We start from the raw sequence: 15,860 nt of genomic DNA, 5'->3' as shown, positions 1-15,860 counted from the left end.
CTCCTGACACCAGGAGGAAGAGATGTCGGACCTGCCCAAGCGCGTGACCATCGACGAGGAAGGTCCTCGCGAGGGCTTCCAGTCCGAGAAGAAGGTGATCCCGGTGGCCGACAAGGTCCGCCTCATCGAGGCGCTTGCGGACACCGGGTTGAAACGTATCGCCTGCGTTTCTTACGTCAATCCAAAGCGCGTGCCGACCATGGCCGACGCCGAGGAAGTGGCCTCCCGGATCGATCGCAAGCCCGGCGTGCAATACAGCGCGCTGTGGCTGAACCAGCAGGGCCTCGAGCGTGCGCTTCGGGGCCCTTTGCATGTCGAAGGCAGCGTGCGGGTCACCGCCTCCGACACCTTCTCGCGCAAGAACATCGGCAAGTCGGTGCCCGACGCGATGATCGAGCAGCGCCTGTCGCTCCAGACCTTCAAGGAGCGCGGTATGCCGGTCGAGTGGGGCGTCATCCTCGGCGCCTTCGGCTGCAACTACGAAGGCGAGCTGTCGACCGACCTGATCCCGCAGAGGGTCCAGCTGGCGCTCGACGAAGCCGAACGGGCCGGCTTCAAACTCAAGGGCATCAAACTCACCGACGCAATGGGATGGGCCACCCCCGCCTCGGTCGAGCGGCTGATCGGCGCCATCCGGTCGAAGTGGCCGGATCTCCAGATTTCGCTGCACCTCCATGATACGCGCGGCATCGGCACGGCCGCGGCCTATGCCGGCCTGCGCCTGGGGGTCACGCGCTTCGACGCCTCCGTCGCGGGTCTGGGCGGCTGCCCGTTCGCGGCGACAGAAGGCGCGGCCGGCAACATCTGCACCGAGGACCTCGCCTTCATGTGCGAGGAGATGGGCATCGAGACCGGGCTCGACATCGAGCGCCTGATCGAGGTCGCGAAGCTCGCCGAAGAGATCGTGGGACGCCCCCTGCCCGGCCATCTGATGCGCGGTGGCACGCTGACGGCGGCGCGCCGGAGGATGGCCGCATGAACGCCGCAGCGCCGACGGGCCTGGTTCCCAACTCGACATATGTAGACGTCGCCGAGCTGCCGTGGCAGCCGACCCGCTTCCCCGGCGCCGAGTGGAAGATCCTGATGGAGCAGAAGGAGACGGGTCTTTCGACGGTGCTGATGCGCTGGGCCCCGGGCGCGCGCCTGCCGGCGCACGAGCACGTCGCCATCGAGCAGACCTATGTGCTCGAGGGATCGTTTGCCGACCATGCCGGCGTCTGCCGGGCGGGCAATTACGTCTGGCGGCGCGCCGGCAGCCGCCACGATGCCTGGACCGACGAAGGCTGCCTCATGCTGGCGATCTTCCTGAAGCCCAACACCTTCTTCGATTGAGGCCCGCGCCCCTTACACGCGGAACGGATCCGGCCGTGGAATAGAACCGCCCTTCGACCTCTGCTAATGCTCCGTCGCAGCATGGCCCGCCAGGGCCGGCGCAAGGGAGGCAGAAGCAATGTCAGGCGTTCTTGAAGGCATCCGCGTACTCGATTTCGGCCGCTACATCGCCGGTCCGTTCTGCGGCACCATGCTGGCCGATCTCGGCGCCGAGGTGATCCGCGTCGAGAAGCTCGAGGGCAGCGAGGATCGCTGGGTGACCCCGGTCGTCGAGGGCGGCGAAGGCGCCATGTTCCTGCAGATGGGCCGTAACAAGCTGGGCCTCACCCTCAACCCGATGAAACCCGAGGGCGGCGAGATCGTGAAGAAGCTGGTGGCGGCTTCGGACGTGGTGATCGCCAACCTGCCCTATGAAGACCTGCAGAAGATGGGCATCGATTACGAGAGCCTCTCCGCCCTCAATCCGCGCATCATCCTCGCCACCACCTCGACCTTCGGCTCGGAGGGCCCCTACAAGACGCGTGTCGGCTTCGACACGATCGGCCAGGCGATGTCGGGTGCCATGCACCTCTCGGGCGACGGCGAGACGCCGACCCGCATGAACGCCCCCTTCGTCGATTTCGGCACCGCGCTGCTCAACACCGTGGGCGTGCTCGCGGCCCTCATGGAGCGCAGCAGGAGCGGCAAGGGCCAGAAGGTCGAGACCGCCCTGCTGCGCACGGCCATCAACATCACCAACGGACACCTGATCGAACAGGCGATGCTCGACCTCAATCGCATTGCCACGCTCAATCGCGGCTTCACCGCCGGTCCCTCCGACACCTTCAAGTGCAAGGACGGCTGGATCTACGCCATGACGATCGGCCAGCCGCTGTTCGTGCGCTGGTGCAAGCTGATGGGCGACGAGAGCCTGGCGGCCGATCCTCGCTTCAAGGACGACCTCGCACGCGGCGACAATGGCGAGGCGCTGTCGGCGATCATGCAGAAGTGGTGCGACACGCGCACCGTCGCGGAGACACTGGCGGCGCTCGAAGCCAGCCGCATTCCGGCCGGTCCCGTCTACACGCCGCAACAGACGCTCGACGACAAGCACGTCCAGGAGGCCGGGTTCTTCCATTCCATGGAGTATCCCGGTGCCAGGATGGGTGTCCCGGTGCTGCAGGAGCCGGTGAAACTCTCCCGCACCCCGCTCACGATCCGCCGCCGCGCGCCCACCCTGGGCGAGCATACGGACCAGATCCTGCAGGAGCTTGGCTACGGGGCCGACGATATCGCGCGTCTCAGGGCCGACCGGGTCGTCTGAGGGGGCTGATCCGGGGGCTCCTGAGGGCGTATAAAGGGTTCAGGAGCCCAAACATGATGCGACGTCTTCTACTGGTGTTGATGGCGGTGGGATGCTGCAGCTCGGCGGGAGCGCTGGCGGCGCAGGACCTGCCGTATGGCCAAAGCCATGTTTTCGCCGCTTTCCGAAACGGCGAACGCATCGGAACACACACCCTCACCTTCCAGCAGAATGGCGACAAGCGGGTCGTGACCACCTCGATCGACTTCTCGGTCAAGGTCCTCGGCATGACCATGTACCGCTACGTGCATCGCGGCCAGGAGGTCTGGAACGGCAACACGTTCGAGTCGATCTCGACTCAGACCGACGACAACGGCACCAAATACGGCGTGAAGGCTCGGCATGAGGCCGGCGGCGTCGCAGTGGTGCGCAATGGCGGCAGTGCGCCGAAGCTCACGGCCAACGATGTCGGCTTCCAGCAGGGCAGCGCCCGACAGGAGACGCTTCCGCCCGGAACCATACCGTCGACCCACTGGAACCTGAACCAGGTCAAGCAGTCGGCCATGCTGAACAGCCAGAACGGCTCTCTCGCCAAGATCCAGATCACGCCGCGGGGTCGAGAGACGGTCAAGACGGCCAACGGCACGCTGCAGGCGACGCGCTATTCCTACACCGGCGACGTCGAGATGGATCAGTGGTTCGATGATCGCGGCCGCTGGGTGAAGGCCTCATTCAAGGCTTCCGACGGGTCGACGATCGAGTACATACTGCAGGAATGATCCCTGCAGATTGTTTTGCGAAGCTGCCTGCTCTCCTCGCTGACGATGGCGACCTGCTGCGGCGAGGCCGCTGGCTGAATGTCGACTGCAGGGTCGACATCGGCAGCGAGCCCTTCCATCTGACCTTCAGGGACGGCACCCTCGCCTCCTTCGATCGCGGACCACGCCTGATGCGTTCCACCGCCTTCAGCGTGCGCGCTACCGACGAAGCGTGGCGACATCACTGGCGGAAGATGCCCGAACCGGGCTGGCATGACCTGTTCGCGCTCACCAAGCGGGGCGAGGCCTCGCTGCAAGGCGACCTGCGGCCGCTGCTGCAGAACCTGCAGTATTTCAAGGACCTGCTGGCGCTCCCGCGCCGCCTGCCGGAGGCCCCCTGACATGGCGCCCGTTCTCGACCCCATGGTCGGCCGCTACCTGCGGCTCGACATCGACGGCACGCCGCATCGCGTCTACTTCGAGGAGACCGGCAGCGGCATCCCGCTGGTCTGCCTGCACACGGCCGGCGCCGACGGCCGGCAGTTCCGCCACATCATGGCCGATCCCGAGATCACCAGCCGCTTCCGCGTGATCGCCTTCGACATGCCGTGGCATGGCAAGTCGACACCGCCGGATGGTTGGGAGAAGACCGAGTACCGGTTGACGACCGCCTCCTACACCGCCGCCATCCGCGCCTTCTGTCAGGCGTTGGAGCTCGACCAGCCCGTGGTGATGGGCTGCTCCATCGGCGGCCGCATCGTGCTCAACCTCGCCATTGCCCATGCGGCCGAGTTCCGCGCTCTGATCGCATTGGAGGCCGCCGACTTCCAGCAGCCCTGGTACGACACGGCGTGGCTGCACCGTCCCGACGTGCATGGCGGCGAGGTCTGCGCCGCGCTGATCTCGGGCCTGATCGCGCCGCAAAGCCCGCCGGTCAGCCGCCACGAGACCTTGTGGATGTACATGCAGGGCGGCCCCGGCATCTTCAAAGGCGATCTCTATTTCTATCGCGTCGACGGCGACCTGCGCGAGAAAGTGAAGTCGATCGACACGAAGGTCTGCCCCCTCTACCTGCTGACCGGCGAGTACGATTTCTCCTGCACCGCCGAGGACACGCTGCGCACCGCCGCCCAGATTCCCGGCGCACACGTGAAGGTCATGGAAGAGCTTGGCCATTTCCCGATGAGCGAGAACCCGGCCAGGTTCCGCGAATACATCCTGCCCGTCTTGGAGACGATCGCTTCAACTTCGTCGTCTTGAGCGCAGCGAAGGACCTAACGAAACGACCAGAGCACTACGTGCTGGCAAGAGATCCTTCGGTTCGCTCAGGATGACAGATGAAGTCTAGGACCTACTGTCGACCGCGAGCCTCACGGCGAGGCCGGCGAAGAGGGCGCCGAGGAAATATTGCGGCAGGCGGCGAAAGCGTCCTCCTCGGGAGAAGACGCGGCTGAGGCGGCTTGCACCCACGATGACCGCGCCGTTGACCATCAGCCCGATTGCATTGAGCACGCTCGCCAGGACGAGGATCTGGAGCACCAACGAATCCGCTTGAGGCTGAACGAACTGCGGGAACAGCGCGAGGACGAAAAGCGCCATCTTGGGGTTCAGCAGGTTCGTGAGCAGTCCCTGCCGGAACATGACTCCGACGGCTTGGCGAGGCGCACCCGCCTGAGGCGTGAGGCTCACGGCCCCGGACCTCACCGTCTTCCAGGCAAGGTAGAGGAGATAGGCCGCGCCGGCATAGCGCACGGCATCGTAGGCGTGCGGCACGATCAGGAAGAGCTGTGACAGGCCGAACGCCGCCGCCAGGGCGTGGCAGTAGGTGCCGGCCTGGATACCGGCCAGAGTGGCGAAACCGGCCGCCCTGCCCTGACTGGCGCTGCGGGAGGCGATCAGGAGCATGTCCGGCCCCGGCGTCATCGTCAGCGCGAGCGCCGCCACGCCGAACACAGCCAGGGTCGAAAGATCGATCATTAGAGAATCTGGAACACTTCGTAGACCGGCCCGGTGGGATCGCGCCGCCCCGTCGAGACGCAGACGATGCGATTGAGGAAGCGATACTTTTCCGACGCCGTCTCGAACCACGGCGTGGCCCGGAAGTAATACTGGCTGGGATCGACCTTCTCGCCCTTGTTGAGCTGCTCGATCACCCAGGCCGGGCCGTGCCGCATGCCGCGATAGCTCATGTAGACGAGGTGACCGTCGTCGGTCTTGAGCGTGAGCCGCACGTCGAGCTGCAGGATGCCGTCGCGGCGCTGCAGCAACCAGTCTCCGGCCGGCGCCGGCAGCACGGTACCGCGCAATTCCTCGCCTTCGAATGTGCCCCCGGTCACGGTCGCGATGCGACGGCGTCCGTAGGGCGTCTCGCCGACATCGACGAGGATCGGATCGACTTGAAGAGTCAGCGTGAAGAGATGGGTGGAACGGAGTGTCGGTTCGCTCATGCTAATCCTCGAATCCTGACCATCAGATCTTGGCCGTCCGGCCTTCCCAGTAGGGAGCGCGGAGTTCGCGTTTCATGATCTTGCCTATGGTGCTGCGCGGAAGCGAGTCGCGGAATTCGACGGCGACCAGGCGCTGCGTCTTGCTGAGCTGGCCGTTCGCCCATTCGCGCACCGCCGCCTCGCTCACCGTCGCGCCGGCGCGGCGTACGCACAAGGCCATCGGCGATTCACCCCACTGATCGCTGGGTACGCCGATCACGGCGACGTCGATCACGTCGGGATGCTTCAACAGGAGCACCTCGATGTCGGCAGCATAGACGTTGAAGCCGCCCGAGATGATCATATCCTTCTTGCGATCGAGCAGGATCAGGAACCCGTCCTCGTCGAGCTTGCCCATATCGCCGGACTTGAAGAACAGCCGGCCGTCGGCATCGTGCCAGAACAGCTCGCGCGTCTTGTCGTCCTGCTTGTAATAGCCCTTCATCATCATCTCGGCGCGACCAGCGATCTCGCCGACCTCGCCCTGCGGCAGCTCCCGGCCCTGTTCGTCGAGGATCTTGAGCTCGACGCCGAAGCCAGGCTTGCCGACAGTGTGGAGCTTGTCGGGATGCAGGTTGGCTTCGAGCATGCAGCTGCCGCCGCCCTCGGTCAGGCCGTAGATCTCGATCAGCCGGCCGGGCCAGCGCGCGAGGCAGTCGGCCTTCACCTGCGCACGCAGCGGCGCGCTGGTCGAGAGCTTGGCCTTGAAGGCGCCGAGGTCGTACTTGCCGAAATCCGGATGAGCCAGGATGCGCTGGTACTGGACCGGTACCAGCATGGCATGCGTGGCTCGCTCGCCCTGAGCCAGTCCGAGGAACTTCACCACGTCCGACTTACGCATCAGGATCGACGTGCCGCCCACGCCGACCGTGGCCAGAAGCGCGACCAGCGTGGTGTTCGAATAGAGCGGTGTCGAAACCAATGAGATCGTATCGGGCCCGTAGTCGAAGGCCGGGAAGCGCACGGGAAGCTGGCTGCGCAGCGCGTGAGAATGAAGAATGCCCTTGGGCAGGCCGGTCGTGCCGGAACTGTAGATGATGTTGAAATCGTCGAGCGGTCCGATCGCCGTCTCGAACGGCGCGTCGCTCGCCGGCGCCAGCCAGGCTTCGAAATCCTGCCAGCCAGGCCGGGCGAAGTCGTAGGCGATGCGGCCGCCGGCCACGAGCTTGCCCAGGCGCGCCTCGTAGGGTTCCACCAGCGCACGGTACTGGTCCGACAGGAACAGCACCTTGGCGTCGCAATCGTCGAGCATCTTCTCGAGCGCATCGGCGGCGGACATGGTCGAGAGCGGCACGACGCAGACGCCGGCCCGCAGGCCGCCCATGAACGTCTCGAGATACTCGATCGAGTTGGCGGCCAGGATCGCGACCTTGTCGCCGCGCCCCAGCCCCATCTCCGACAATCGCCGGGCGATCCGGTTGATGCGCCCGTCGAACGCCCGCCAGCTCCGCACGACCCCGTCGCACTTCACCGCCGGCTTTTCCGGATCGTTCGTCGCGTGGCGCGCGATATAGGCCGGGATCGACGTGAACTCGGGAATGTCGTCGATGACCGGCTGCGGAACGGTAGGCTGGGGCGCGGTCTGGTCGGCGCTCACGGCCGCGCTACTTCTTGGGCTCGACCGTCTCCACCGCGCCGCCGGCCTTCTTCCACGCGCCGAAGCCGCCTTCGAAATGGGCGACCGGGGTGAGGCCCATGTCCTGTGCGGTCTTGGTCGACAGGGCCGAACGCCAGGCGCCGGCGCAGAAGAACACGAACTTGTTGCCGGTCTGGAAGTAATCCTTGGCGTAGGGGCTATGGGGATCGATCCACATTTCGAGCATGCCACGCGTCACGTTGATCGCGCCGGGGATGGTCCCGTCGCGCCACAGTTCGCGCGGATCGCGGATGTCGATGAAGGTCACGCCCGGCTGGCCGTGCATCTTCATCGCGTCGGCCAGCGACAGCGTCTCGATCTGGCTGTTGGCCTCGTCGACCATCTGCTGAACCGTCTTCTTGATCTCGAGTGGCATCGAATCCTCCTACGCGCTTCCTTCGAGCGTCAGTAGCATTTTGGCCGCAGCGCGCAAACGACGGTCAGCCCGCCGCGTGAAATCGCGACCGCTATTTTTTGCCGGCCTCTGGAATGGCCTTCATCTCCTCCAGCCAGACGTCGGGGCTACCGTCGGACGGAGCCCGCCAGTCGCCGCGCGGCGAGAGCGACCCGCCGGAGGAAATCTTCGGCCCGTTGGGCACGGCCGAGCGCTTGAACTGGTTGGTGAAGAAGCGGCGCAGGAACAGCGCCAGCCAGCCGCGAATCTCCTCCAGCGTGTAGGCGCGGCGCGTTCCTTCCGGCAGGTTGGCCGGCCAGGCGCCCGTCTCGATGTCGTGCCAGGCATTCCAGGCGAGGAAGGCGATCTTGGACGGCCGGTAGCCGAGCCGCGTCAGGTAGAAGAGGTTGAAGTCCTGCAGCGCGTAGGGACCGACGAAGCTCTCCGTCGCCTGCACCACGCCCTTCTCGCCGGCCGGGATCAGCTCGGGCGAGATCTCGGTGTTCAGGATGTCGTGCAGGATCTCCGCCGTATCCTGGCTGACGTCGCCGGAGGCGGCGACGAAACGGATGAGGTGCTGGATCAGGGTCTTGGAGACCGAGCCGTTGGGATTGTAGTGGGACATATGATCGCCCACGCCGTAGGTGCACCAGCCCAGGCCCAGCTCGGAGAGATCGCCGGTGCCGACCACCATACCGCGCTGCTGGTTGGCCAGGCGGAACAGATAGTCGGTGCGCAGGCCTGCCTGCACGTTCTCGAAAGTCACGTCGTAGACCTTCTCGCCCTTGCCGAACGGATGGCCGATATCGGCCAGCATCTGGGTCGCCGCCGGCTTGATGTCGATCTCCGCCGCGGTGACGCCCAGTGCCTTCATCAGCCGCCAGGCATTGGTGTACGTCTTGTCGGAGGTGCCGAAGCCCGGCATCGTGTAGGCGAGGACGTTCTTGCGGCTCAAGCCCAGCTGATCCATCGCGCGGCAGGCCACGATCAACGCATGCGTCGAATCGAGACCGCCCGAAACGCCGATGACGGCATTCTCCGTGTGGCTCGACTGCAGGCGCTGCGCCAGCCCCTGCACCTGGATGTTGTAGGCCTCGTAGCAATTGTCGCGCAGCTTGGCGGGATCCGACGGCACGTAGGGGAAGCGTTCGATCGCGCGGTTGAGTGCGACCGCCTCCTCGGGCGGATCGAAGACGAACTGGACGTGCCGGAAGCGCTCGATCCGTCCCTTCTCCTGCAGCGCGCAGTCGGCGAAGCCGTTGTAGCGCAGCCGCTCCTGGCGGATGCGGCCGACATCGACGTCGGCCTGGATCATCTTCGACTCGAGCGCGAAGCGCTGGGATTCGACGAGCTGGTCGCCCAGCTCGTAGATCGCGGCATGGCCGTCCCAGGCGAGATCGGTCGTCGATTCGCCGCGTCCCGACGCCGAGTAGGCGTAGGCCGCGACCGCGCGCATCGACTGGCTGCCACACAGCAGCCGCCGCGCCTCGGCCTTGCCGATGGTGATGTTGCTGGCCGACAGGTTGACCAGAAGCTCCGCCCCCGCGAGTGCGGCGTGGCTCGACGGTGGGATTGGCACCCATACGTCCTCGCAGATCTCGACATGGAAGGTTAGATCGATACCGGTCGCCTTGAACAGCAGGTCGGTGCCGAAGGGTACGGTCTGCCCGGCGAGATCGAGCTCTTGGCAGATGACGTTGGCGCCGGAGATGAAATGGCGCTTCTCGTAGAATTCGCGATAGTTCGGCAGGAAGGTCTTGGGCACCACGCCCAGCACCTTGCCACGATGGACGACGACCGCGGTGTTGTAGAGGCGGTTGGTCACGCGCAGCGGCGCGCCGACGATCAGGACGGAGAAGAGAGCGCGCGACGCCTCGACGACCTTGGCGATCGACTGCTCGACCTCGTCGAGCAGCGCATCCTGCAGCAGCAGGTCCTCGAGGGCATAGGAGGAGAGCCCCAGCTCGGGAAAGACCATCACGGAAGCGCGCGCGGCGTCGCCCTGTCCGGCGAGCTTCAGCGTCTCGGCCAGATTGTAGGCCGCATCGGCCACGCGGGTGCGTGGCACGCAGCAGGCCACGCGCACGAACTCATGCGAGTAGAGGGAAAAGAAATCGGACATCGGAACTCCAGCCATTCCCTACTCGTGCCTTGGACACCGGTTCCGATCAAGGGTGCTGGAGAGAGAAGGCGATTGTGGGCGCGACAGGGATCGAACCTGTGGCCACTGCCATGTCAAGGCGGATGCCAGCACCTATCCCATTGATAAACAATGTTTTGCAGCCGCTAGAAAAGTGAGAACGAAACGTGACGTACGCGCAAGTTGCGCGCGCAGCTGCTCTGCCTCTTATACTCGGCCGGCGGCGAACAGAAGTAAATGGAAGGAGCAGCTGGCTGTCTTGACTCAATGTCCGAACAGCGTCGACAACATGAGCAAGGCGCAGTCGAACATCCCGATCGGTGTGTGGCGTGACCTGTTGGCCTTGGTTGAGGCTCGCGAGAGCGAGTTGTGGCCCTTGACGAAGGACCTTTTCAGCATGACGGGGTCCGAGCAACCCTTCCGTGATGTCAGGATCTCTCCGTCCATCGTCGGCGCGAGTTTGGGCCAGCGGATGATCGACGAACTCAACCGTCGTCTGTCGGCCCTGCCGGAGGGTCACGAATTCCAGCGCGCTGCCGCCTATTCGGTAGGTCATGGCGCCGCAATTTTCACGGTGCCTCCCGACATGTCCGGCGACACGATAGAAAATCTCAAGAAGTGGGTGACCGACCAAGTTGAGAGGCTTGGAGTCGATCTGAATCTTCACAGGCAAATCAACGCGGTGGGCACTTTCGGCGGGTAGCTGCCGACAGCACCGCCAGCAGCCCCGCGCCGCGCTCACGCCGCCATGCGCAAGACCGGGATCGTCGGCCGGGCAGCCGAGCGCTACGACTCCGGCCGAGGACAGAACCAGGCGGCGGGGCGTGGGGCCGCAGCCAACCGGGGATCGCCATGGTCCGCCCAAAGCGCGGTTGGAACAGCCCCACTTCGCTCGCCTCCGACGAGAAGACCGCTTCCGAACTGCTGACGACGCGGAGTGGAGAGCCGCCGCCGATGGAATCGCCGGGCCGGCCGGCTGGTACTCGATCACCGGCACGTATGCGGACTGGGGCTGTAGGCTCATCCACTTCGCCACGCAGGCCGAGGCCGACGCGATGCAGCGATGGATCGCGGAGTCGGGTATCGAGACGAGGTCGGGGCCGGCCGCGTACAACGGTCCCCAGCTCGGGGTCGCAGGCGGCGAACCCTCCTGATGGTCGGCCCCCGGCCCCACCCGCCGGAAACCTTGCGCGCCCTGCGGACGATCCTCGGCCATCACTACGTCCTGTGCCATCGCCGCCGAAGCTTCGCAGACATGATCATCGCGCGCGGCATGGAGGATCGGCAGTACGAGCCCTGTCCCTACCGATGTCGCGTGTGCGGAACACGGGGTCACCTGGTGACCGATGTGCCTCGAGGATTCGAGCGCGATCCAGCCAGCGAGGCGACAGGATTGGCCAATCGACCCTTATTTCTTGTGCAATCCAATTGGACGTCGTCCACCGATGCTATGTTCTCGGGCAAACTGGAGGCGCATTTTGATGGGCAGCAGTCGGCGTGGGCGCGAACGGGATGCAAATTGCAACTCAGCTTGCGTAGGCTTTATGACCGTAATACGGCCCTTCGCGAGCAGCGCCGTCATGTGGGCTCAGCGGATCGACGCCAATGAAGGATCGCATGCGTCAAGCGCACGTCGAGTCCACCTTCACGAGAAATCGGGGCCCAACATGAACGATTACAGGATTGGCCTGAAAGCACTACAAACCCGCGTCACCCGCGAGTGCATCAGCGAGGCGGACTTCATCGCCGCCGTCTCCGAAATCGTCGCCGCCACACCGGCCGATCTTGAATCGATCGACGGCTTGCGTCTGGCCCAGCAGATCCGGGAGATGGAACACGTCAGGAAGACCGGCGCAGAGCCGGCGTTCACCTGAGCTTCCCGCTCGACGGTCCCGCCTCGACGAGGTCGGCCGCTTCCACGACCTGCAGCCAGCGTTCCACCGCCACCTTGAGGAATTGCAGTCTCGCCTCGGAAGGCTCGCGCCTGTACGCGGCAAGCCTCTCGATCACGGCTTCCCGGGCCATCTGACGCGCTTCGCGGACCGACATTCCTCATCCTTCCCAAAATCGCGGCGTATGAGCCGGCGCCACCGTAAATCATCCCACTCTGGCGCATTTGTGGTAACCGCCAGCCCAGCGCCCAGATGCAGCGGCAGGCAATTTCTTCGAAGACACCCCGCGTGCTAAGCCTTCCTCGCCTCCGGCACCAGCAGGATTGCGTCGTCAGGCGCCGACTTCTCCAGCTGCAAGGCCTCCCCGGGCAGCGCCTCGATCCACTGCTCGGCCGCGTCCTTTGTGCGGATCAGCACCGGTATCGCGTTCTCGTGAATCGGCCCGACGATGCCGTCGGACTCGGTCCGCGCGAAGGTCGGGCGAACTAGACGCATCTATCGTTGTGGTATCTTCGCAGTTGGTGCATATTCCCACCGCTGTCTTCCTAATGAGGGGTTTCGACGTGAAAAGATTGCTGCTTGCGGCTGTTGCTTCGCTCGCACCTGTGGCCGGTCATGCTCAGGGCATGTTCGACCAGACCTTAACCGCGCAGCCGGGCTTCTACGTCGGTGCCCAGGGCGGCTTGAATTGGCTCTTGAATACATCGATGGGGAACTCGCCTACCAACACTGGCCTCGGCTGGGTCGCTGGGGGAGTTGCGGGCTATGACTTCGTCGGCCCGCGTGTCGAATTAGAGGCCAGGTACAGTGAAACTCCCGTAGGCTACCTGGCCTTCGTCCGGGGCCAGGCCAATAACACATCCAATCAGCTCAGCTTTCTCGTAAATGTGCTCTACGACTTCTTTCCGACTGCCGCCGTCACGCCTTACGTCGGTGCCGGTGCGGGCATCGGCTTCGTCGATAGCAGCGGTTCCTGCGAGGCATGTGGGTCGCTCGCTAGCACGACATTTGCCTACCAGGGCATTGTTGGCGTGGGGTGGAGGCTCAACGACAATTTCCGCATGAACCTCGACGGTCGCTACTTCGGTACGACAAACCCATCTGTGACCAATATCTTCGGCCAGCCCTCGACGTGGACCAACAACAACTTCAGCGTCATGCTCGGACTGCAGTACAAGTTCGTTGCGGCCGCGCCACCCCCGCCGCCGCCGCCCCCGGCGGTTGAGCCGCCGTCGTTCATGGTGTTCTTCGACTGGGATCGCTCGAACCTGTCGGCGCAGGCTCTCAACACGATCAAGCAGGCTGCCGGCGCCTATAAGACGAAGGGCAACGCGCGCATCACGGCGACGGGCCACACCGACACGTCGGGTTCGGAGAGCTACAACATGGCGCTGTCGCTGCGTCGTGCGAACGCCGTGAAGGACGCGCTGCTGCGCGAGGGCGTGCCGGCGACCGCGATCGCAGTAGTGGGCCGAGGCGAGCAGGGCCTTCTGGTGCAGACCGGCCCGAACGTCCGCGAGCCGCAGAACCGCCGAGTTGAAATCGTCATCCAGTAAGACAGTCCATACAGACATAGAAAAGGCGGCTCGCAGGCCGTCTTTTTTGCCGCACATTGATCCCGATTAGCGCCGGCCAGGGAAAGCGGCCTCGCCCGATCGGGAGATAGCTGTCAATGTCGAGCGAGGCTTGGCCGACCGGCAGCAGGGGTGCAACAGGGCGGTTGCCCTCCGCGTACATGCGCGTTGTCGGACCGCCAACTTGAAAAGATGTCGCGTGCCGCATCTCGAACTCAGCAATCGTGATCAGTCGCCTTAGACACGGCCTCCGGGGCGCTGACCGGCCGCTCATCGCGAAGTATCTTTTCGCCGATCGTTCGAAACCGAACTTTGCGCGCCGGCTGCGGGACCGTACCATTGTGGCGGGTCGAGTGCAGCAGCCAGCACTCGGCTCGGCCCTGCGGTCTTGTCCCCTCAAGTGAGCCGCAGGGCCTTTTATTTCGTGTCTCCGCCAAGGCGACTTCGACGCCCTGGCTATCAGGAGAGCTCACCGCGACGCTGAGCATCATCGAGGCTGAGCGGCGTCACACGCCACAGCGTAGTCGTCGGAACGCGCAGCCCAGGGGCCGCTGTCAACAACGCGCTCGCTGTAAGAGGCACAACCCGCTACCAGCGCAGCGGGCCTGAGTTTGGGAAGGGCCTGAGCAGGCAGGCCAACATCGCAACGAACCGCGATCGAGCGCAGAGATTGCCATGGCAGCGATCCTAGCGGCCAGGCCGGGGGCTGTCCTGACGCTCCCCGGACTGACTCCGCAGCTAAGTACAGCTAAGATTTAGCCATGATCGACAGCAAAATCCGCGAGATCCAAGAAGTCCTCACTGAGGTCGACACGCTGTTACGCGAGCGGCTGAAGGCACTCGGAGTTGAAAGCCAACATGTCCTGCTGGCAGCGCTGCCCAACAGTGCGGGCGTGATCCGCAGCAACGTAGTGCCGCAGGTGCTGAGCAACATGGCGGAGATGCTTATGGATATTGCTGACGAGGCCATCAAGAGTCGGCCTAAACCGCCCCTAAACTAAGCTCGCGCTGCGTCGAACGACGAGATGTGCGCAACTTCTGCTAGGATCGCCGTCATGACTGACCGAGCAGACGCCCTCCACAAGATTCTTAATGATGTCCACGACATCCTTCAGCAGCGCTTGGTAGAGATCGGTGAGACGGACACACCGCATGTCCTGATGGCGATCGGGCCTCATGGAATGGCCCTGGTTCGCACGAATGTGGACCCCGAGGTGCTGAAAGCAATGTCACAGGACCTCGGCGATGCCGCCGACGGTGCGATGCAACGGCCTCCCGACAACGAGCCGCTGAACTGAGCGTTATCCCGCCAGCTGTCGCCCTTCGTCGGTCAGGCAGACCGAGCGCACCTGCGTCCCTTCTCCTGTCATTCAGCCCTTCTCGATTGCCAGCGCCGCGTCGAGGGTTGGCATCGCGGTATCCGGGTGCCGCAGCCCAAGCTCGCCGACCATGATCCATTTCATCGGCTGGCCGCCGGTGACCTTGTAGGCGTCGTCGCGGAGGGTGCGGGCGAGGCCGAGGGGCGGTTTGCGGGCGGGCATGGCCGGGTAACGGCGCGGGTGGTGTTAAGTTTCTCGCCTGGGCGGGATGTCGCCCACCTGCGGCCTCGAGATGAAGCCACCGAGCTCTTAGGCGACCACCCGGCGCGCCATGTCCGGCCGCCACAGCAGTCTAGTTGAGCCCCTCCCGCACCGCGCTATGCCACCTCTCGATCGCCTCTTCCAATGCAATGAGCCTGTCGTCCGCGGGATCGTCCTGATACGCCGCCAGCTTCTCGATCACGACCAGGCGCGCCACCTCGATGGCGCCGCTTCGCTCGTCGATTTTTATTCCCCACACTCCCCAGTCGCACTACACCCAAACGGTGGCTGCTTTTCCAATACAGCTCCAAGGTTGTTCGCGATATGCAATGCCCTACGAAAAAGCCCCGCACCGCGTCATCGGGCGGGCACTCGAAGCCTTCTACCTTTCCAGATGACCGAGGAACGCTTGTGACATATCCAGGCTGACCATCGTCCAGTAATCGGCAACGGTCGCGGCGACGCGCTACGGCGGCCTCGATACCGATCCGGCAGGAATGACCACGGGGGCAGCAAGTCCCACTAAAAGGCCTGCTACTAACCGGGACACCATCGGCCGCCGCTTAGGATTGTCCGACATCCAGCGCTCCTTCGGGTTCGCCCGGGTGATCGCTAGAGCATCGAGCGCTTAATCGGGAGCATATCCAGCGTCTTTGAGGAAGTTCCAGCACTCGTGCTGGGAGTAGAGGGCGCAGATATCACCGATGGCTTCCAGAGGGCATCGATTGTACGCGCGCCGATACGTCTGAGATGGGCCTTGAGCTTGGCGAAGGCCATTTCGATCGG

The 15,860-nt window shown here is 64.4% G+C and carries 20 protein-coding genes and 1 pseudogene; 11 read left to right on the top strand and 10 right to left on the bottom strand.

All coding sequences use genetic code 11. From position 1 onward, the window contains the following. Nucleotides 1-22: 22 nt before the first annotated feature. The 6 genes from ACT6UX_RS21770 to ACT6UX_RS21745 all read left to right on the top strand — a co-directional run bounded on the left by ACT6UX_RS21770 (nt 23) and on the right by ACT6UX_RS21745 (nt 4,632). Nucleotides 23-979 carry a hydroxymethylglutaryl-CoA lyase gene (locus tag ACT6UX_RS21770; protein WP_444777247.1) on the top strand — a complete coding sequence of 319 codons (957 nt, stop codon included), beginning with the start codon at nt 23-25 and terminating at the stop codon, nt 977-979. After that, complete coding sequence (locus tag ACT6UX_RS21765; RefSeq protein ID WP_444777246.1) at nt 976-1,332, top strand: cupin domain-containing protein; 357 nt, start codon at nt 976-978, stop codon at nt 1,330-1,332. Before ACT6UX_RS21770 ends, ACT6UX_RS21765 begins: the two co-directional genes overlap by 4 nt. Before the next feature lie 118 nt (nt 1,333-1,450). Then, nucleotides 1,451-2,635: a CaiB/BaiF CoA transferase family protein gene (locus ACT6UX_RS21760; protein ID WP_444777245.1), complete on the top strand. Its 1,185-nt coding sequence runs from the start codon at nt 1,451-1,453 to the stop codon at nt 2,633-2,635. 53 nt (nt 2,636-2,688) lie between these two features. After that, nucleotides 2,689-3,393, top strand: a complete 705-nt coding sequence (locus ACT6UX_RS21755; RefSeq protein ID WP_444777244.1) for a DUF6134 family protein — start codon at nt 2,689-2,691, stop codon at nt 3,391-3,393. Continuing rightward, complete coding sequence (locus tag ACT6UX_RS21750) at nt 3,390-3,773, top strand: hypothetical protein (protein WP_444777243.1); 384 nt, start codon at nt 3,390-3,392, stop codon at nt 3,771-3,773. Before ACT6UX_RS21755 ends, ACT6UX_RS21750 begins: the two co-directional genes overlap by 4 nt. 1 nt (nt 3,774) lies before the next feature. Then, nucleotides 3,775-4,632 (top strand): alpha/beta fold hydrolase, encoded by an 858-nt coding sequence (locus tag ACT6UX_RS21745; protein ID WP_444777242.1) that lies wholly within the window; start codon nt 3,775-3,777, stop codon nt 4,630-4,632. Nucleotides 4,633-4,716: 84 nt separating this feature from the next. Here ACT6UX_RS21745 and ACT6UX_RS21740 read toward each other — a convergent pair whose 3' ends face one another. From ACT6UX_RS21740 to ACT6UX_RS21720, 5 genes are all read right to left on the bottom strand, one after another. Further along, a complete protein-coding gene (locus ACT6UX_RS21740; protein ID WP_444777241.1) occupies nt 4,717-5,349 on the bottom strand; it encodes a LysE family translocator in 633 nt (210 codons plus the stop codon). Next, nucleotides 5,349-5,819 carry a DUF3237 domain-containing protein gene (locus ACT6UX_RS21735; protein ID WP_444777240.1) on the bottom strand — a complete coding sequence of 157 codons (471 nt, stop codon included), beginning with the start codon at nt 5,817-5,819 and terminating at the stop codon, nt 5,349-5,351. Before ACT6UX_RS21735 ends, ACT6UX_RS21740 begins: the two co-directional genes overlap by 1 nt. 22 nt (nt 5,820-5,841) lie before the next feature. After that, complete coding sequence (locus ACT6UX_RS21730; RefSeq protein ID WP_444777239.1) at nt 5,842-7,455, bottom strand: class I adenylate-forming enzyme family protein; 1,614 nt, start codon at nt 7,453-7,455, stop codon at nt 5,842-5,844. 7 nt (nt 7,456-7,462) lie between these two features. Then, nucleotides 7,463-7,870, bottom strand: a complete 408-nt coding sequence (locus ACT6UX_RS21725; protein WP_444777238.1) for a rhodanese-like domain-containing protein — start codon at nt 7,868-7,870, stop codon at nt 7,463-7,465. A gap of 91 nt (nt 7,871-7,961) precedes the next feature. Then, the gene (locus ACT6UX_RS21720; RefSeq protein WP_444777237.1) at nt 7,962-10,010 is read right to left on the bottom strand and encodes an NAD(+) synthase; all 2,049 of its coding nucleotides are present in this window, start codon (nt 10,008-10,010) and stop codon (nt 7,962-7,964) included. A gap of 307 nt (nt 10,011-10,317) precedes the next feature. On the opposite strand from ACT6UX_RS21720, the gene ACT6UX_RS21715 reads away from it, so the two are divergent. Both ACT6UX_RS21715 and ACT6UX_RS21710 read left to right on the top strand, forming a co-directional pair. Next, a complete protein-coding gene (locus ACT6UX_RS21715; protein ID WP_444777236.1) occupies nt 10,318-10,731 on the top strand; it encodes a hypothetical protein in 414 nt (137 codons plus the stop codon). Nucleotides 10,732-11,695: 964 nt separating this feature from the next. After that, nucleotides 11,696-11,902 (top strand): hypothetical protein, encoded by a 207-nt coding sequence (locus ACT6UX_RS21710; protein WP_444777235.1) that lies wholly within the window; start codon nt 11,696-11,698, stop codon nt 11,900-11,902. Here ACT6UX_RS21710 and ACT6UX_RS21705 read toward each other — a convergent pair. Together ACT6UX_RS21705 and ACT6UX_RS21700 are read right to left on the bottom strand one after the other, a co-directional pair. Further along, complete coding sequence (locus tag ACT6UX_RS21705) at nt 11,895-12,077, bottom strand: hypothetical protein (RefSeq protein ID WP_444777234.1); 183 nt, start codon at nt 12,075-12,077, stop codon at nt 11,895-11,897. The genes ACT6UX_RS21710 and ACT6UX_RS21705 overlap by 8 nt on opposite strands. A 134-nt stretch (nt 12,078-12,211) precedes the next feature. Continuing rightward, nucleotides 12,212-12,415: a hypothetical protein gene (locus tag ACT6UX_RS21700; protein ID WP_444777233.1), complete on the bottom strand. Its 204-nt coding sequence runs from the start codon at nt 12,413-12,415 to the stop codon at nt 12,212-12,214. A 68-nt stretch (nt 12,416-12,483) separates the two neighbouring features. On the opposite strand from ACT6UX_RS21700, the gene ACT6UX_RS21695 reads away from it, so the two are divergent. The 3 genes from ACT6UX_RS21695 to ACT6UX_RS21685 all read left to right on the top strand — a co-directional run bounded on the left by ACT6UX_RS21695 (nt 12,484) and on the right by ACT6UX_RS21685 (nt 14,792). Continuing rightward, nucleotides 12,484-13,476 carry an OmpA family protein gene (locus tag ACT6UX_RS21695; RefSeq protein ID WP_444777232.1) on the top strand — a complete coding sequence of 331 codons (993 nt, stop codon included), beginning with the start codon at nt 12,484-12,486 and terminating at the stop codon, nt 13,474-13,476. 779 nt (nt 13,477-14,255) lie between these two features. After that, entirely contained in the window at nt 14,256-14,495 is a 240-nt protein-coding gene (locus tag ACT6UX_RS21690) for a hypothetical protein (RefSeq protein WP_444777231.1), read from the top strand. A 54-nt stretch (nt 14,496-14,549) separates the two neighbouring features. Then, nucleotides 14,550-14,792, top strand: a complete 243-nt coding sequence (locus ACT6UX_RS21685; RefSeq protein WP_444777230.1) for a hypothetical protein — start codon at nt 14,550-14,552, stop codon at nt 14,790-14,792. A gap of 72 nt (nt 14,793-14,864) precedes the next feature. Here the strand turns inward: ACT6UX_RS21685 and ACT6UX_RS21680 are convergent, their stop codons facing one another. The 3 genes and pseudogenes from ACT6UX_RS21680 to ACT6UX_RS21670 all read right to left on the bottom strand — a co-directional run. Continuing rightward, entirely contained in the window at nt 14,865-15,035 is a 171-nt protein-coding gene (locus ACT6UX_RS21680; RefSeq protein ID WP_444777229.1) for a hypothetical protein, read from the bottom strand. A 130-nt stretch (nt 15,036-15,165) separates the two neighbouring features. Next, on the bottom strand, nt 15,166-15,333 hold the full coding sequence (locus ACT6UX_RS21675) for a hypothetical protein (protein ID WP_444777228.1): 168 nt from the start codon (nt 15,331-15,333) through the stop codon (nt 15,166-15,168). Nucleotides 15,334-15,702: 369 nt separating this feature from the next. After that, nucleotides 15,703-15,860: pseudogene (locus tag ACT6UX_RS21670) on the bottom strand (IS630 family transposase); the annotation flags it as partial.

Origin of the sequence: Reyranella sp. (genome assembly GCF_052439685.1) — a bacterium.
Classification (GTDB): Bacteria; Pseudomonadota; Alphaproteobacteria; order Reyranellales; family Reyranellaceae; genus Reyranella.
Note: the sequence above shows the minus strand (reverse complement) of the source record. Positions and strands in the feature narration are given on the sequence as shown.